A 17835-nucleotide genomic window follows, 5' to 3' on the forward strand; every position below is an offset into this window, starting at 1 on the left:
TATTTCTAGGATGCTCACATGGCAACAATCGGCTCATTTAACTTAATTCCCCCGGACCAGTGGCTATTTCCCAATCACGGTGATGTGATTGATGGCAAACGGCGTGCACAAGAATGGTATGACGCTAAGGGTAGCCATGAAGGGGCTGAATGGCAGATTGAGGAGTTTGTACGTCAGTGGGCGCTAAAGCAGCTTCTAGACGTTTATAGCTATCCGCCAGAATGGATTGGCGAGCGAATTATTATTGAAGAGTCCGTTAAGATGGGCTCGACCGAAAAGCAGGCAGATATCTCTATCAAAAATGGGAATCGACGAACATTTTTATATATAGAAGTTAAAAAACGGGGCGCATCTGACGATGAATTTAAGGAGGCCGAGCGCCAACTTGAAACTTACTTAGCAGCTACTCATACTGCAACGATCGGATTAGTAACTGATGGTGATAGGGTCAAAACGCTTCGAAAGAAAATCGACCCCAACGATTTTGACTATATTGCTGACCTCCCGTCTTATGGATTGGAGGTTCGTGCCAAAGTTCAGCTCGTACGAGAAATTCCTAAAGGTGATACAAGCCGAAGCACAGGCCTCAGATTGCTTGATAACGATTACGAACGTGTATTGTTTGATTGCCATAGCGTTGCCCGCGATGTAGATGGACTGCACGCCGATGAAGCACTGGACGAGATATGCAAAGTTATTTACACCAAAATTTATGACGAACGGAGTACGACCAAACAGCCGGAAGGCACGGCATTCAGGTTCCAAACTTATGGAGCAAGTAATGCCTCAGAGGTCGCGTCGAACATCAGGGTAATATACGAAGAAGCTAGAAACGCTGATATCGAAGTTTATTCAAAACGCATTCCAGGCTATGAGCGCTCAAGGGGTGTATTTAAGACTCAAATTCGCTTATCGGATGCTGCGCTGTATCGAGTAGCCGAGAGGCTCCAAGATTTTTCCCTTATTGATACTAAAGCCGATATTAAGGGACGCGCATTTCAAAAAGTTCTGGGGCCTGCTATCCGTGCTGGCATGGGTCAATACTTTACACCTGACCCGATTGTTGAGCTCGCAGTTAATGCAATTCAACCTAAGGCAAGCGAATTAATCCTTGATCCATTTTGTGGTTCGGCGCATTTCTTAACCAAATCGCTCCAATACGTTTTGGATAAGCAAGGAGCAATGTTAACTCCACATGATTTGCACGAATTTAAGTTCTTCCATTTGCATGGAATTGAGAAATCGGACCGGATGGTTCGAATTGCTATGACCGACATGATGCTTCACGATGACGGACATACTAATATACGAAATCAAGACGCTCTATTAAGTTTCGATAATTATCCGGACATCATTGCGCTTCGGGACGACGGCCAGGAAGACCCTTCGTTATTTGATGTAATTGTCACAAATCCGCCTTTCGGCAGTATTATGCGCCAAGAAACAATGGAAATGATGGGACGCTTTGTGCTTGGCCATAAAAAGAAGTCTCTCCCCTTAGAAATACTCGGTCTAGAGAGAAGCATTCAATTTCTAAAACCCGGGGGACGGTTAGCAATTGTATTACCAGAACACCTTATGAAAGGGAAGAGTGCATTGTTCGTAAGAAAGTGGCTTGAGACAGTGGTATATGTCAAAGGTATCTTCTTCTTCCCAGAAGAGGCATTTACTCCGTTTGGCGCAATGGTAAAGACCTGCTTGTGTATTTTGCAAAAGTTGCCGCCGGGAGCAAAATCACACATAAATGATAAAACATTCCTTTGTGAAGTTGAGAATTTGGGATACGACGCAACTGGGCGTGCAAAAGGCGGCTCCGAAATTGCGGCAGCCGTTGACGCATTTCACCGCGAGGTAACCTGGGCATGAAAACATTAACTAAAGTTCGCCACGAGCTTCAAAAAGCTGGTCGGTGGGACATTGATTTTCACTTGCCAGCTGAGGGGATTAAGAAATTTCCTGCATCTTTGCTTAAACGCGTTGATGAGGTTGCCTCAATAGTTAAAGATAAGCGGGACCCCGGACGTGCCCCGGATGAAACATTCCAGTACATCGATATTTCAAGTGTGGATATTTCAGTCGGAGCAGTTGTCAATCAGCAAGACGTTGAAGGATCAGAAGCGCCATCTCGCGCTCGTAAGGTTGTCCGTGCATTTGATCTCCTGATATCGACGTGCAGGCCCACACGCGGGGCAATAGCTGTTGTGCCTGTCAATTTGCACAACGAGGTAGCTTCGACCGGTTTTTCCATTATTAGGCCTAGAAATGGTGTAAATCCGTTTTATTTGCAATATGCGTTGCGCTTGCCAAGTACGCTGGAACAGTTTCGTAAATGGAGCACTGGCTCAAGCTATCCTGCCATCCTGGATGAGGATGTGGCGAAAACGTTAATTCCGGTTCCGTCGCCGGAGGAGCAGGACCGAATCGCCAGCTTGGTAGTGAATGCACTCCGAGCTCGTGAAGGAGATATTCGCCGGGCCAATGGCGTTTGGGGCCGGACCTTGGAGACGATAACAGCTAGCTTGACAGGTAGTACGGCTGAGATATCACCTATTGAAGGAGACGACGCTAACACCTCAGTAGAGAGTACGCCTTATGATATCGACGCCATTGGGGCGCTAATTCGTTCTCTGCCTAGCTTACGAACCGACAAGAATACCGGAGAGGACCTAACTTTAGATTTAGGGGGCTCCTAGTTCCAAAGAGGTGGCAGGCCAACCGCAAAGCGGTTGATCCGCCGCCCGCGGCCCCTCTCATGCGGATAAGCCCTTGAGGTATTCACACTAATCTTTTGATTTATTAGCACTTGTGTGCCTAAGAATTCACATTAAAGAACTTGTAATCATCAGGTGGCCAGCTGGAAACCGGCAGAGTCGGCACGAATAAACTCAAGTACTTAGCCTAGCCCTTGCCGGCCGGGCTTTTTGTTTTCTGAATTTATATGGTTACGTAGGTTTTTACAAGCTGGAGTCGTAGATCACTAACTTGATTAAACTTGATTCGAGTGTCTTATTAAGGTATCCTATTAGAATATGCAAAAGACCTTACACAGTTCCACAATCAAAGCTGCCCTAGTCGAGCTCGGATGGTCACAAAAGGAGCTGGCGGAAAAGGTTGGCGTAACTGCCCAAGCAGTCACAAACTGGATGAAGGGCAGTGATTTCCCTCGTCCAGATAAGTTGCTCAAACTGGCAATGTTACTCAAGCTAAACTTCACAGAATTGGTTGCGCCTGAGGCAAACTCCCCCATAGTCGCATTCAGAAAAAAGGCCGGCGCAAAGACTACTGATGCCCATCGATTAAAGGCAATGGCAATGGGGGCCATGCTTAAGCCACTAGTCCCTTACCTTCCCAAACTAAAAGCGTTACGCACAAAAATTAATGCACCATCTCTAGAATATCGCGCAATGCAGAATGCTGCTAAAGCGGTACGCGAAAAGCTTGGTATTGGGATGCAGGCACCACTTCTCTATCAGCACATCATCGGTGAGTTTGCTGCTAACGATGCCATTATCGTACCGGCAATGTGGGGCCAAAAACTTAGGCATGAGAATGCTCTGCATATATTATTACCGGAAGAACAGGTTACGTTCATTTACTTGAACCTCGATACCCATATTGAGGACTTCAAATTTTGGATGGCTCACGAACTTGCCCACGTCTATACACCGGAACTTGCTGGAACGGAAAATGGCGAAGATTTTGCCGATGCATTTGCCGGAGCTCTGCTCTTCCCCGAAGATGTAGCTGAAGGTGCGTATAACGAAGCATTGAAAAAGCACACTCAACACAGCGAGCTTGGGGTGCTTCAGCGGTATGCAGCGAAGCACCAAATTTCAATGTACACCGTATATTGCGAGATAGAGAACTATGCTGAGGCAAATGGTCTTCCAAAGCTAAAAACGAAGCAACAAGAGATTCACGCAGCGAGAAACGGGAACCGAGGAGAATTGGTTAGTGAAATTCTTTTCAAACCGTTGCCTCCAGATCCTAGTGCGTTGATTGCGTGTGCACAATCAATTTTTCAGTCGCATTTTTTTGAAGCTATGCGTCGTATGCTTCGGGAAAACGGAACAGGGGCTGGTTATCTTCAGCAGGTGCTTGACGTCAGCATTCACGACGGAGCAGCACTTCACGCAGAGTTGCTCCGTTGACGCTAGTCCTTCTCGACACTAACGCTTATCTCCGTTTAGCAAAGCGCATCTCCCCGATGTTGGGGGTTCCGTTTGGCCAGAAAAGTTATGCCTTAACAATCCTAAAAGATGTTGAGGAAGAAGTACATCGCAGCCCAAAACTGCAGGCTAAGTTCCCTTGGTTTGATGCGGCACCTGTGGTTGCAGAGCGGTTAGCTAAGCAAGTCAGGCTCAGTGCAACCGAACGGGCCGAACTCGAAGCCGCAACTAGCGTTTTGCATGGCTGGGTACTGAGTGATATGCAAAGCTACATGACGAACGGCCGTTCGCCACCTTCCAAAACCGACTGCTTCATATTGGCTTTTGGGCAAATTCGCCCAGCTATCGTTGTTACCGATGACTTGGGAATGCACAAACTGGCGGAAGATTTTGGTATTGTTGTTTGGCACGGATATGAGCTTCTCTCGAAAATGCTTAGTGCAAAGAAGCTGACAAAGGAAGACGTCCGAGAAATTATTGAGGCTATTGAGCGAAATGGCGATGCCACTGGAACTTGGCTCGCTGCCAAGCACACTACATTTGTCAAAATTTTCGGTCCACCGAAATAGTCACACTACATCAGTGTAATGCTATCAGATCAGTCGACATACTGATTTCTCCAATTTGATCGCTTGCGCCGAATTGACCCTCTCTACATTAAATAGCGAACACCGCCACGCGGTCGTAAGACACCTTGAATCCAATTCGGATGTAAGGGTCTTGTCTGAGCCGTATTAAGTTTCAATCGTAAGCGTAAAGTCAGCACCGTCTAGACGCTGATCTGCGCATCACTCAAGACGTCCCTGAGCAGACGCTTACGATGATCGGGCAAAGGCCGGCGTACAAGCTTCTAGTGCGGCGCCCGGTCGGTGGGCCGCATCTCGCGCGCCGCCTAGGCCTTATCGGCCTGCAGGTCTTCCAGCTCCAATTCCAGCTGCTCGATCTGGTGGTCGAGTTTTTCGGAGGAATGCAAGCACCCTGCCGGCAATTGGGCCGCGTGTCGGTAGTGGCTTTCAAGTAAGTTCCTCAATAGCCAGTATCCCTAGTGATATAGTTCGTCAGTTCTTGAACGCAGCGTTGTAGGTCTTGGCTATTTATTTCGCCACCACTGACGCTAGACGTACGCTCGACGCTAACGCCAGCACTTCCGCCAGCGCTGACCTGTATACTTTCGTAGTCAGATGTCTTCACAACGGCTACCGAGACTAAAGGAGCGTCAATGGTGACGGAGTTCGTTGGCCCGAAAAATCCGGCGTTTGCGTTGCCAAAGCCAACGATAACTGTAGGACCAATCTTACCGCCGAAACTGAATCCCCCAGATGAATTCCCGTTCAAGCCTCCTGGCGCGCCAATGCTAGAGAAAGTCCCCATTCGTAGCGATGTCCAAACCGACTTTGAATTTAGGTCGACAATGACATAGAGGCCTAGGCCCCCACTGGTGGAGTAGCGACCGAGCGACAGGCCTCCCCCTATGCTGCCGGCCAGCAATAGATCACGTTCCTTACTGCTATTGGATTCCTGAGTGTGGGGCCCCGGGAGGTTAATAACGCGGTCGAAATCCCGAGAATCGTAGGAAAGATTTCGAAGATCGACTTCCAATAGATGGACACCATTGAAGTCTCTAGAAAAATCATGCTCTAGTGTATGAGGCTCCGGATGGCTTGGAGTCTCAAAACTCCCGCTCGCGCCGCTTCCCCCGGAAGTGCCCCCTTCGACGTCGGGGTCGTCTCGAAAAATCATGCTTCAGTCATCCAGAGATGGAGATAGACGTCCTCTAGATCTGCGGTAGGCTCTAACTTTATTGTCCACATTCCTACCGGACTAATGTTTAGAATACAGTCAGTCAGTTCGGGGGGCGGTGGCATCAGGTTGGCGTCCACCCGGCGGATGCGGCCTATAACCCGATCATCCAACTGAATAGCGGTTGCGGGCCCAGCGGTTAGTGGGAATGAGAGGCGCGCCGTGAAGTAGCTGGACGTCTGTTGCTCCGGAATTTTCGACGACGTTAGCACCTCTAAAGCTAAGCCCCGCAGGCGTGGCGATGCTCCACTGCCTAACTTCCCTGCATCCAGTTCAAAACTCAGTTGACCGCTAATCATTGCAGCAGACCAAACCTCATCGTTTGGAACCCACTGCCGTAGCCGGACGACATGCAGCCATTTGCGCTCGAGTCGCATTCTAGACAAGAACCAAGTCGCGGCATCCCGTAGCCATAGGCTCGCACTTAGCAACACTTCGTCGGGCAGCGCAGCCTCATCCATGTTTCCTGGTTCTAACATCGCTGAAGGGATGGCGTTAGTAGGCAGCGCACTCCAGAGGAGTCTAGGCATCTTTACATTGTAACCCAGTATCGAATACAAGCCTTGCGCGCAAGCGGCGAAGCGAAGTAGACCTGACCTGAGCGTGGCAAGGTATTCTAGCCTTATTCGCTGCTCGTGCTGTGCGTAATTAAGAGCGCCACCGGGCGTACATGCCATTAATAATTTAGAGGTCGTGATTCGGGCGAGATCGTTCACTCGCAAGATTGCACGGTTAGCGCTATGGGCAGCAGCCGCTGCGCGCTCGCGTTCTGAAAGCGCTTGATGCAAGGCGCCCGTAGCCCTCGCGCTGAGGTCTTCAGATTGAGCTCTCAGCAGGAGCCCCTGTTGATTCCCTGACACCTGTGCTGCGGCTTGAGCGGCGTCCATAATTTCTGCAGAACGAGTGCGAGTGCCATTGCTCAATGTGGCAATCTCGGGACCATAGTTCACTGTCTGCATCCAAGCTGTTGCATAGGCAAGGTGCGCTGCAGCCACTGCTGGCTCGGAAGGTCTGACTAGTAGAGAGATTGCGATGGACTCAAGCAGTGCCGACTGGTTGGTCATCGCTGTTGATTCGCGCTCGGAGCGAGACCATTCACCCATCGCACCAATGACCGGCGCGACGGTTACACCCGAGGCAATGTCGGTCCTTTGGCGCTGGTCGTCAACAAGGAACTGTACCGTATCCAACGCAAACGACGCCGCAAGTGCCGCCTTGTTCTCGCGCTCGGTCTGGAAATGCCGTGCCTTTTCAAATAAACTAGCGGCCGCCTCCAAGTGATATTCTAGAAAGCGCGGGGGCAGCTGGCGGGCTAGGAGCAGCTCTTCAGGAGTAAACGCAAGATCGGTAGCGTCGAGTTCAGGTATGCGACCGCTCACGGAGCGGGGCGAAATTTGCAAAGCAGTAGTTTCAACCAATGCACCAGTTTGGTCATTTGAAACGATGACCGGATTGACTAAATACTCTGCATATTGTGCTTGAAAAAGTGGAAGCACGTCTGCCCACGCGGCCGAAAAGGCGGTGACCCGTAGATTTCTGGCAAGGATCTGCTCAACGCCTGGCCACAGCTGTTCCCGCCACGTTGAGCCCAGTCGAGTGACAGGATCTTCGTTAAGCCCGCCAACTGGCGTTGCAACCGGGGGAACCAGACTAGCCTCCTCGTAAGAGGGACTGAACGGACCCGGGGATTCGATATCCTTATCCAACGCTGCTTGCTTGTCTTGACGCAATTTTTCCGCCAGTGCGATTTTAGTGGCCGCAGCATCAGCTGCCTTATTTCCCAATAGCTCGCCAACTGACTTGGGTAGAGGCAACGGAAGGCGTCCTGCAGAACCAAATGTCACTGGGCTCTTGTTCCATTTCCACGCGTTATTGATGCGAGTCATTCCTAGCGACTGCATCAAAGAATCAGCGTTAGTGTTTTTGGTCAAGTCAGGCATTGGAAACTCCGCGGCGATTGAACTGGATTTAGTTTATCACTTTCACTTATTGAGCAAGCAGCTGAAAACTGATAACCATAAAAACCATATACATTTTCGCAACACGCGAACATAACGACGCGTTCGTACGGGTGTTGAGACCATCGGCTCAGAATGTGGACACATCTCGGATTGTTCAGATCGCTATCGAAACGGGCATGCGCCAATCGGAAGTATCGGGTTTTGCGCGTGAACCATGTGGACTTGGTAAGCCGTGTTGCGAGGATCTTTGATACCAAGAACAATTCTGCTAGGACAATACCGCTTTGGTCGGAGGCTATCGGTGATACCGGCGGCAAGCCAAATCCGGGTGCCAATACGAAGGCCAATCATGCGCGCAGGCTTTAAAGCGCCCGCCGCAGGAACACCGCGTCCGTGCTGGCGCAGACACGCACAGCGGCGTCGGCAATGGTGATCTCGATAGCACTCGCGCGCAAGGGCCGCTTGTCGGTTTTACCGCTGGCGAGGATGACTTCAGCACGATCGGGAGTAGCCTCGTGTCTTCCGTAGTCGGCCCTGTCAGCAGACCAGCACGCAGGTTTCGATGCCATTTAAGTAACGTGCTGGTGTTAATCCTGTGATCCTGGGCCAGTTTCGATACCGAAACGCGGGGACTGCAGGCCGCCACTGCGAGCCGGTGTTTAAACTCCGGTGAATAGTTCGGCCGCTCTCTACGATTGCGCGACTCCACTTCAGTGTCCAAAGTAGTTCCCACCAAAAAAGTAAAGGGAACTACTTTGGCAGACGCTACTCGCGAAGACCAGACGGTGCAGGGCCGACGCCTACTTCCAATCCAGCCTTTAAGTGGCTCAAACTAATTTCTCAGCGTTTTGCCAAACCACAATCGGATTACGTTCGGGGCATCACACACGTGGTTGTACCAAAAAGCCGCTGCAAAGCCTAATCTGCCCTCACTTATTTTGGCTTTGCTACGCTGACTGTTGCGTTGATGTTTTAGCACGATATAACGTCAAATTTCGGTTCGGGGTTTCACACACATTTTAGTGAAGTGGTACTGTTTTGCAGCGGTAAAGCATATCCTGCCCTCATCTTTAACTCGGATATACTTTCGACTTTAACCAAGCCATTCTGACTGCACATTGACTGCACATTGACTGCACATTGACTGCACATTGACTGCACATTGACTGCACATTGACTGCACATTGACTGCATAGGATAAGCACATACAATGCGCTTTCACTGCATATGACTGCATTTGCAGTGCTGTTTGAATGCGAGGTGATGGCATTGGTGGACTGGAAGGGGTGCCTGTCCGTCAGGCGAATGACCGGTGGGGGGAGATAATTTTGATGTCCTTGCGAGTCACAGTTATCGAGATCTCGCCCAGTTGGATTGTCTCGTCCATCAGGCCCCGAGTTGGTTCTTGATGATTCCCGAAATGACCTGAGTATCAATGCGATCCAGAGACATGATTGGGGGCAGGGCATTGCGCACCTGCTCCTCTCGGGTACCTCCAAGGTTTTGTCGATGTAATCAGTGCTAGCGCTGACGAGTTCTGCCCCTGGCAGACAATTTAAATGATTGGCTAGAAATTTCAAGAAAAAATCTAGATGTGAATCAAGACAAGCGCACCATCGGCATTTTGCGTACGAGTTTTGATGACCGTTCGCTCGACTCCGATTAGCACATCAAATAAATCTCGGGTGAACATCGCATTTCCAAAAAACCATGAATGGCTTTTAACGCCTTTGAAGCCACGAGGCTCATCGAGCGTAGTGGTCGCTGAACCCGATGCGGTGAGCTCTTGATAGTAGGCGGAGCAATCCACGTTGACGGCTGAGCTGGGAATGTCGCTAGGCAAGCCGATACGCCCTACACGTGGCGCAGTGCCCAGCCGCTTAGCGTTCGAAATATCTAAAGCTTGGTCATATCGATTTGAATAATTTGTTATCCGAACGCAATGACGATAAAGTGACTCAGCACTACTGTCATCTGCAATCATGGAACTAGACGACACATCTCCGGCTGCAAACGCGAGCTGGCTAATATTCCAACTACTGTTGGAAAGTTGAGTATCATCTGCATCATCGAATGCTTCACGGATGACAAATGCTCCCATTGAGTGCCCAAGAACATGGACGTTAATTGGGCAAGATGGTGTTTGTTTTCCGGATAAAAATGCGATGCCATCTGTTACCAATTTCAAAGCAGTGATCTTGGCTTTGTGACGATCTTCTATGTAAGCTAATGCCTTATCACCACTAGGCCAATCGAACGATACTATTGCTCCTTTAAAACCAAGTGTCAGTAGATCTTCCTTTAGTATCCTATGGCGCTCAATAACTTCAATTTCGCTGTTGTTGTAACCGTGAACGATAAAAAGTATATCTCCACGATCTTCTCCTTGCTCGTTTTTCCAAGCAGCTGCCGCAAGCACTTTCGCATACCATACCGAAGCAGGAATCGAGTTCAGCACGGACGGCATTTGTGCGGTAGGTACCTCCAAAAATAACGTTTGTCCCACATCTCCAGAAAAGCCATTTCCCTGCGCGGCACGCACCGTCATTATGAAATCAGTCATTAGTTCCTCGCGAAATTATTATTTGTAGTGTGAGCGTAGTGGTTTGTTCTAAATTCTCCTCAAAAAGATCTAATCTCTTTGAACCAGTACATCGTATTTTTTGGTAATTGCCGACCTTCCTCCCCAACTAACACTGCAACCTCCGAAATTTCCCCTTATCTTTCCAGGATGGATACCATCTTTATCCTCGAATTTGGCGCGACAAATGAACAAATCTTCCTTGCCTGGTGGTATATCAACCCCCCCCTTCACTGCGCCGCTTGGAATTTTCCCGTTTGTATCGCTTATCCACGTATATGAGACATCTGACAGGCTAACAAGAACTTGGTAAGTTTCAACTTGTTGTTCCCTAGATCCGAATGCGATATCGCAACCAAGCAATCCTTTTCTTATTTTTCCAGGGTGCATTCCACCTTCATAATTTGCTCTACATGCATAAAGTGAGAGGGAGTTTTTATCTATAGTTTCATTACCGACTGCTAAAGCCGCTACAGGGATATTTCCACCTCGCGCATCGACCCATGCACGTGGTGGAAGGTCATGATTCGAAATTGGACGGTTGTTTTCCGTACTATCAATTTGCTTCCCGTAATTCCCGGTAAATCCGTCCAATATTTGCTGGAACGCACCGTTGGGCTTGCTCTGAACAGGGCTTGAGGATTGAGCATACGCCTCGCTCATAAAAAAGCTTGAAAAATCAATTGACCCTGTCCTTAACTGATCTGATTTATCTGCATGGCCAAATACAAAAGTTGCGGCTAGAGCAGGGGCACCGACTCCGATTTGCACCAGCTTTACAGCCTTATGCTCATCAATATTAATCCAGCCGAAAATTCCGCCTAAGGCAAACATCCCGACGATTCTTAGCATCCATCCTAACCCGTTTAAAAAAGTCACCTCGTCGGACCGCAGTGCGGTGAGGTCCAATTTGGCTAATAAAACCAGAACCGGCACAAGCGCTCCAACCCCGGCAATCATGAATCGTGTATGGGACGGTATTTGAGGTCTAGTGGCCATAGTTTCCTCCATTAAGGCTATGAAAAAAGAGGTTCATTCAATCGGCAATATTAGAAAATAATTTGTGAGTTTCTTTGCGCTGCAATCGCGAAGGTGTGTTTTGACAGCAATTAAAAATCAATCGTTGCAACAAAAATTGTTGATGCGTATTGGCAAGCGAAGTCCGCAAGATTCCGTGTTATTTCTAAATTTTTTTGCTTACCATTGCACCAAATGAAGTGATTCAAATGTGCGTGATCATTTCGCGACGGCGACGAGTCGCCAAAAAATCGAATATTTACTGAATTTTGAAAGGCGGTGTGTTAGTTGCTCTGCAATATCACCGGCTCGCTGTTTGTCAGTTATATAAAATGCGCGAGATTTGATAGAGGTGGCAGGCATGACAAAGCATGCGGCCAAGCAATACAAGCTGGACATAGGAGTTTCCCGAGCAGAGTTTTAAATTTATTTGTGCCGTTGTAATCACGACATCGTGTCTCAGGTTAGATGTTAAAAAATAAATATCAAGAATTATTTTTTGACAATATTTTAGACGCATCTCGAACAATGCTAGTGTGCTGGCGTCAATACAATTTAGTACAAGGCTGCCAATTTAATGACCTCATGCAATCTATAAAATCGCACGATGCGGCGTAGCTTTCCGCACTTGTGGGTAGGTGACTTAAGACCGTCAGGCGGGCCAAATCGCATCAGCGCTGACTTTACACGGCTCAAGCAGTTTGGTTAGATATTGGTTAAGAATGGTTAACAACACTTCACTTTGGCAAGACGCATAAACAGCATAAGGGTTCGAGGTTCAGAAGTGGTACTTCATAGGTCGGTAATAGCGTACTTCATCAGTCGATAGGCCGTACTTCATAGGGCGACTTAGCGTACCTCATAGATCGACCATTCGTACTTCATAGGTCGGTATGCAAACTTCATCGGGCGCTACATTTGGATCGACAAAAATGTACTAGCTTGCCATCGATTTTTGAGTCTGCGAGAAATTTGACACGCTCCAGTTCTGCCAAGGCATTTGCGACCAATTGTTTGAATTTTCTTGGCGTTACCGTCGTACATCCAGAGCCCAACTGCAATGTCGTTAACTTAAGCGGCATTGGATCACGATGTGATGCCAAATAACCATGCATCCAAGTTGCAAGGCCTGAAGGCAAATCTAGTCTTTGAGACCACTGCAACCGGGTGAAGTGAACGTTGCCAAACAAATCGACTAATTCGGGTGCTATAAATACTCTCCATTTAGGTAACCGCGCTCCTGATATCTCGTCCTGCCATTCAAATTTAGGGATCATGGATAGACTCACAGCTCTCCCCAAACGTTTGGAAAGTATCGTCAGTGCCGTGGCCTGCATTCGTTGGAGACTTTCGCGCAAGCGTTCAATATGACCTGGATTGGGCTTTGATTTGGCAAGACGCAATGCCTGCACCATGCTGTAAGCTGTAAATTCGATTGGACTACCGATTGGCGCAATTCTCGCGAGGTGAATCAACTGCAACCATACTGATTCGTCGTATTGGCGCAACTCCTCGCCTGTATATGTGATGCGTGTTGATTGGCCAATTATTCCAATTTCTTCGTTCTTGAAATATGCGCGCGGCTGCTTCCGATTCCTCGCATTGAACAAAGCGGAACGCAGGATTTCATTTGGCATGCAGCGAATTTCCTCACCCCATAACGGAAGCTGCAATTCGACAGTTCGAAGAACCTGTTCGGGCTGTCTAGGACGGTTCTTCGCTCTCTTTTCCATTCCACGCACGAGGGCAAGTAGATCCGTCTGGTTCGATGGGAAAATGTTATTGATGGCACGGAAAGTCATTGGTATAGAGATCTAACTCAAGTTAAATCTGTTGAAAAGCGAGGGCGACCAATTGCCTTTACCGGGCTTTTTTCGTCTAGGGTCGTTTTTCTATGTCGATTGTTGGCAAGCGAATCAAGCCATTGCCGAATGTCAGATGCAAACCAGCACGCACGTCTTTTGCTAGGAAATGCAGTTATTGGCAGTTCACCACGATAGGCCATTTGAGATATGGCGCCCTCGGTTGTGCTAAGGAGGATGGCGAGCTCCGATCTTGAGACTATTGCTTGTGGCGCTAACTTACTAAACGTTTGCCTAAAATCTATATCAGCTCTTGTCATTTGAAATCTCCTGTGATTTGCTGTTTGTCTGGATGTATCCTAAAATCTGAACACGAAATCAAGTAGGGCCAGTTTTTGAATTGGAGAAAAAGGTTTGAATGTCGGAGAAAACAAAGGGCGTAGATTACGGCTGGCGATCGCTCGATTTGCAGCAATTCTTATTGAAGAGGCGAGAGATTTAACAGGCTTTACATTTTCCCAGCTAGACGAGTACCTAGGGTTACCTGATGGGCAGTCATACAGGTATTCACTGTACCCAATTTCTGGAAAAACTCGGTCACCGCAGGCTGCTGGAATTCAGCAATTAGAGGATAGAGTCGCCGCACTGTTGAAACGTTGTTCGCATAAACTCGTAGTTGAAAACAATAGAAAACTGAACCCTGACATTCTTTTATCAGATGATCACGTCGAAGGTAGCCCAAATGACGGATTGAACCTTAGGGGTTATGACGCTACCGATTTTCAAATCGGATACGAAGGTGATTGGCCTACCTATCGACGTCTAAAATATGATCGCTCCTCATTCGATGCATGCTTGGGAATAAGCGATATTTTGAAATCCGGAGAATTCGAGCTGCTTCCGGAGATGATTCGAATTTACGCTTGGCAATGGGGAATTCTTTGGAACAAGGGAATTCCTGGTGTCTCTCATTTAGAGGCAGGCATTGATCTCAAAATTCCTATTGAGTTGTATTTGCCTGCATTGGTAGAGCAAGCAAAAAATGAACGTGCTTTCATAGCTCAAGCAGTTCAAACGCAAGAGGGGAGAGGGAGTTTTGAGTCATTTCAGAGTCGCATGGCACTCCTGGAACGAGGGATGATTCAACGAGGCCTAGCAATGAAATAATTGTAAGGGCATTCTGCCGTAATTTTGCCGGAATCAGCCAGCAAACGAGAGAGATTAGTGGTGATCAGGGGTGATGAAATTGCTTGTGAAATTAAGTGATGGCTGGTAACCTAATCATAGCTTGGTTTGACTCATAATCCGTTGGTACCGTGTTCGACTCACGGGAGGCCCACCAGAATTTATGTAATAAAAAGCCTTTGCGGGAAATCGCAAAGGCTTTTTTGTTTGCACGTTTCTTAAATTAAGCAAGAAATGGGTCATTATCGAAGCCTTGCGAAATAGGAAATTAGAAGTAAAAGCTATGAGCTTTGTTGTTATGAGTTTCTGGATTGCGACTGAATTCTAGAACTACGCTTTTCAAATGTTTTGTGCGCAGATCGGCATTCATATTGATAGCTTGCAAGCACATTGCAACTGAATGAGCCTTTGGGCCAAATGGCGCAAAAACCGCCGTAGACTTTCCATTTGCAGTGATTAAGTTTATTCGATCAAAGCAGCCTGAGATATCATGTGATGCAACTCGAGTTATCTGACGATCATCCAATAAGCTAAAAGATGAGCGCGCAAATCGGGCCGCCATTAATGGCCATTCTCCGGCATCTCCTGCGCCAGCCTCTGCAGGAAATCGGCGCACTCAAACACGCTCAGCGTGAGCTGGGTGTCGTCTTCTGCGACGATATCGACCACTTCTTCCATTTCACTACGCAGGTCTGTGCTGGAGGTGTTGCGTGCCAGTTTGGAGGTAGGGAAGCGATTGTTATATCGTTGTCTGGTTCGTGTTGGTTAGCGGCGGCATCTTGTAAAGCCCGCACAGGTTGATAATGCTGAGCGATCTCTTAGGAGTAGAGCAAGATGCAGTAAGATTTGGTGAGACCATAAAAATGAAAGTACGCGAATTCCCTTAACGGTGTTCCCGCAAGATAGCTCGAATGCGTGAAATTTTCCCCCTTGGGGAATTGCAGATTCCCCAGATCATCCTACCGTTGGAAAACCATACTTCATAGATGTTTTCGTCCCTGGACTGGCGCAGGAAGGCAATGGATTCTAGTCTACCGAGACGGCTCAGCCCGATCTGGAATTTTTTTGCCTGGCTGGCGGCAACCGCTGCCATGCCCGGCTCCATGTCTTCATAGTCGGGTGCACCGCGTTGCTGCGATTCTATGACTTTCCTAAGCTGAGCAATGTCGGGGGGATATTCTTTTTGTCTGCCGGGTTTCCCTGAAGCCTCGCTCTGAGTTTGCTGAACGTCCGCTCGTGCAGGTATGGCGGGCATGACGGCACACAGCAAGCATGCTACGCAAAAAGCACTTTCTGCCAGCGACAAATGGGGGCTATAAAAATAAGCCATGCAGGATGTGATATGTGCCTTAATAGCGTAGTCGCGATACGTGGCGGATGGCGGTGTCCGGTGGGTCTTAAAGGTAGCCAAGTTCCACTCCGCGCAGAACAGCCCTTACCCGGTCGCGTACGCCTAGCTTGGACAGGATGCTGGAGACATGGTTTTTTATGGTTCCTTCACTGTTCTTCAAGGCCTCGGCAATTTCCCTGTTATTGAAGCCTCCGGCAACGAGGCGCAAGATTTCGGTTTCGCGTATGGTAAGGATATCGGCCTGTTCCAAGCTGGGAAAAGAAGTAGCCGCATCGTGTAAGCCATGCAAGATCCGTTCGGTAAGGGCGGGGCGAAAGAGTGTGAGGCCACTAGCAACGCGGCGTATTGCATCAGCCAGATATTCGAGCGAGATATCTTTTAGCAGGAAGCCTTTGGCTCCCGCGCGCATGCCTTGTAGCAAAGCTTCGTCATCGTCGAAAGTGGTGAGCAGTATAGTTGGCGGCAAGGCATCTTGCGCGGCCAGGTTCGTCAGCACTTCTAGTCCCGACTCTCCCGGCATGCGTATATCCAGCAAAACGACGTCGGGGCTGAGCAGAGGGATTAAAGTTAGGGCCGCTTTTGCATCTCCGGCTTCGCCCGCCACGCTGATGTCGCCGGTCAGATCCAACAGGCCTTTTATGCCGCTGCGTACCAGAGTCTGGTCGTCCACCAGCACGATGCGTATCACTTTGCGACTCCCGTTGGCAGCCAGATATTTATTGCCAAGCCGCGGGAAGGGTGGTTGGCAATGTCGAGGGTGCCGCGCAGCCCTTCGATCCTGCTGCGCATGCCTTTCAATCCGTTGCCTTCCTTCGTCTCTGGCATCCCCTTGCCGTTGTCACTGATATTCGCAGCGATGCCCTGTTCTTGCATCGTCATGTTCACTTCGGCGTCTGAGGCACCAGAGTGGCGTATGACATTGGTAATGGCTTCCTGAATACACCTGAACAAGGCATGTGCAATTTCCGGATCGCCTATCGATATTGCGTCGTCGTAGTGCAGGCTGATTCTTGGCGTGGGTACGCCGCTGCAAAGAATATCAAGCGAACGACGTAAGTCAATGAAATGTTCCTCGCGTTCTGCACTGACGACTCCGCGTATTTCCGTTAGCAGGCTTTGCGCCAAGCTACGTGAAATGTGAAAGGATGAGTGCGCGCTGTCTCCGGCGTGGCGTAGTCCTAGCTCCAGGTGAAGGTTCAGTGCACTCAGATGATGGCCGATTGCATCATGCAGGTTGCGGGAAATCCTTGTCCGTTCTGACATGCGTAAAGTATCGCGGAGCAGCTTTTGCGTCGCAAGCAGCTCCGCGTGGGAAATGGCCAGCCTGAGGCGCCCTTCGCGCTCTATAGAGGCAAGGTAGCCAACCCCGAAAGAAACCGCCATCCAGACCATGCTCATGCACAGTTGCTGTAGATCGCCGACCAGGTCCAGCGGCGGCAATCTGCCTATTCCCAGAATGTCCGGCAGTTGCAGCAGTGCATATCCCCCCAACTGGGCAAGCAGCCATAAGACGGCTTGGCGGTGCTTTAGTACAAATGCCAGCTCTACCGCAACGATCACGAGCAACTGGGTTTCTACGGCCAAAGCGATAAAGAGTTGTGCGCACAGCAGTAACGCGCCCCAGGGAGAGTTCTCGGGAACAGGCGCGCTGGTACGGCGCCAGAACGTCCATGCAAAAGTAGCTGCCAGCAAGACATACAGGCTTACATAAGCCCAGAATTTTTGCGTGCCTGTTTCGGCATTGGTGCTGGCGAAAAATGCCCATAGGGCTTCCATTGCCAGACTGAGAGGTGTGAGGATGAAAGGGAAGACTTTCGGCCCTGCCGTCAGCAGCGATACCAGACCCGTCGCAACGATGGCGCTCCACGCAAACAAGCCGACGGCGCCAATCAGGTTATTTGTGATGCGTTTCATTGAGACTTGATCATGGAAGTGCCGGGTGGTATCGATGGCAGGATTAACAGAGTGG

At 49.0% G+C, this 17835-nt stretch carries 13 protein-coding genes; 5 read left to right on the plus strand and 8 right to left on the minus strand.

Annotated features, from left to right (window positions below):
* Positions 1-18 precede the first annotated feature (18 nt).
* From IEW12_RS17595 to IEW12_RS17610, 4 genes are all read left to right on the plus strand, one after another.
* The gene (locus IEW12_RS17595) at positions 19-1866 is read left to right on the plus strand and encodes a type I restriction-modification system subunit M (protein ID WP_188567368.1); all 1848 of its coding nucleotides are present in this window, start codon (positions 19-21) and stop codon (positions 1864-1866) included.
* Positions 1863-2693: a restriction endonuclease subunit S gene (locus IEW12_RS17600; RefSeq protein WP_188567369.1), complete on the plus strand. Its 831-nt coding sequence runs from the start codon at positions 1863-1865 to the stop codon at positions 2691-2693. Before IEW12_RS17595 ends, IEW12_RS17600 begins: the two co-directional genes overlap by 4 nt.
* 336 nt (positions 2694-3029) lie before the next feature.
* A complete protein-coding gene (locus tag IEW12_RS17605) occupies positions 3030-4151 on the plus strand; it encodes an ImmA/IrrE family metallo-endopeptidase (protein ID WP_188567370.1) in 1122 nt (373 codons plus the stop codon).
* Complete coding sequence (locus IEW12_RS17610; protein WP_188567371.1) at positions 4148-4738, plus strand: hypothetical protein; 591 nt, start codon at positions 4148-4150, stop codon at positions 4736-4738. The genes IEW12_RS17605 and IEW12_RS17610 overlap by 4 nt, the downstream gene beginning before the upstream one ends.
* Before the next feature lie 1167 nt (positions 4739-5905).
* Here the strand turns inward: IEW12_RS17610 and IEW12_RS17615 are convergent.
* From IEW12_RS17615 to trfA, 5 genes are all read right to left on the minus strand, one after another.
* Positions 5906-7909, minus strand: coding sequence for a hypothetical protein (locus IEW12_RS17615; RefSeq protein WP_188567372.1), 2004 nt, complete (start codon positions 7907-7909; stop codon positions 5906-5908).
* 316 nt (positions 7910-8225) lie between these two features.
* Positions 8226-8663, minus strand: a complete 438-nt coding sequence (locus IEW12_RS29125) for a transposase (RefSeq protein ID WP_371874551.1) — start codon at positions 8661-8663, stop codon at positions 8226-8228.
* Between the two features lie 855 nt (positions 8664-9518).
* On the minus strand, positions 9519-10493 hold the full coding sequence (locus IEW12_RS17625; RefSeq protein WP_188567374.1) for an alpha/beta hydrolase: 975 nt from the start codon (positions 10491-10493) through the stop codon (positions 9519-9521).
* Positions 10494-10562: 69 nt separating this feature from the next.
* The gene (locus tag IEW12_RS17630) at positions 10563-11510 is read right to left on the minus strand and encodes a DUF3421 domain-containing protein (protein WP_188567375.1); all 948 of its coding nucleotides are present in this window, start codon (positions 11508-11510) and stop codon (positions 10563-10565) included.
* 920 nt (positions 11511-12430) lie between these two features.
* On the minus strand, positions 12431-13330 hold the full coding sequence (gene trfA / locus IEW12_RS17635; RefSeq protein WP_308789142.1) for a plasmid replication initiator TrfA: 900 nt from the start codon (positions 13328-13330) through the stop codon (positions 12431-12433).
* Between the two features lie 414 nt (positions 13331-13744).
* On the opposite strand from trfA, the gene IEW12_RS17640 reads away from it, so the two are divergent.
* Entirely contained in the window at positions 13745-14497 is a 753-nt protein-coding gene (locus IEW12_RS17640) for a hypothetical protein (protein WP_188567377.1), read from the plus strand.
* Between the two features lie 901 nt (positions 14498-15398).
* Here the strand turns inward: IEW12_RS17640 and IEW12_RS17645 are convergent.
* The 3 genes from IEW12_RS17645 to IEW12_RS17655 are packed head-to-tail and all read right to left on the minus strand — an operon-like array spanning position 15399 to position 17780.
* The gene (locus tag IEW12_RS17645) at positions 15399-15926 is read right to left on the minus strand and encodes a hypothetical protein (protein WP_188567596.1); all 528 of its coding nucleotides are present in this window, start codon (positions 15924-15926) and stop codon (positions 15399-15401) included.
* Complete coding sequence (locus IEW12_RS17650; RefSeq protein ID WP_188567378.1) at positions 15913-16554, minus strand: response regulator; 642 nt, start codon at positions 16552-16554, stop codon at positions 15913-15915. The genes IEW12_RS17645 and IEW12_RS17650 overlap by 14 nt, the downstream gene beginning before the upstream one ends.
* Positions 16551-17780, minus strand: coding sequence for a sensor histidine kinase (locus IEW12_RS17655; protein ID WP_188567379.1), 1230 nt, complete (start codon positions 17778-17780; stop codon positions 16551-16553). The genes IEW12_RS17650 and IEW12_RS17655 overlap by 4 nt, the downstream gene beginning before the upstream one ends.
* Positions 17781-17835 lie beyond the last annotated feature (55 nt).

Source organism: Parundibacterium terreum (assembly GCF_014636315.1).
Lineage (GTDB): Bacteria > Pseudomonadota > Gammaproteobacteria > Burkholderiales > Burkholderiaceae_D > Undibacterium > Undibacterium terreum.

Excerpts from the sequence above, each read along its gene's own strand:
- trfA (WP_308789142.1), bottom strand. The coding sequence starts at position 13,330 with ATGACTTTCCGTGCCATCAATAACATTTTCCCATCGAACCAGACGGAT.
- IEW12_RS17615 (WP_188567372.1), bottom strand. The coding sequence starts at position 7,909 with ATGCCTGACTTGACCAAAAACACTAACGCTGATTCTTTGATGCAGTCG.
- IEW12_RS17625 (WP_188567374.1), bottom strand. The coding sequence starts at position 10,493 with ATGACTGATTTCATAATGACGGTGCGTGCCGCGCAGGGAAATGGCTTT.
- IEW12_RS17655 (WP_188567379.1), bottom strand. The coding sequence starts at position 17,780 with ATGAAACGCATCACAAATAACCTGATTGGCGCCGTCGGCTTGTTTGCG.
- IEW12_RS17630 (WP_188567375.1), bottom strand. The coding sequence starts at position 11,510 with ATGGCCACTAGACCTCAAATACCGTCCCATACACGATTCATGATTGCC.
- IEW12_RS17600 (WP_188567369.1), top strand. The coding sequence starts at position 1,863 with ATGAAAACATTAACTAAAGTTCGCCACGAGCTTCAAAAAGCTGGTCGG.
- IEW12_RS17605 (WP_188567370.1), top strand. The coding sequence starts at position 3,030 with ATGCAAAAGACCTTACACAGTTCCACAATCAAAGCTGCCCTAGTCGAG.
- IEW12_RS17595 (WP_188567368.1), top strand. The coding sequence starts at position 19 with ATGGCAACAATCGGCTCATTTAACTTAATTCCCCCGGACCAGTGGCTA.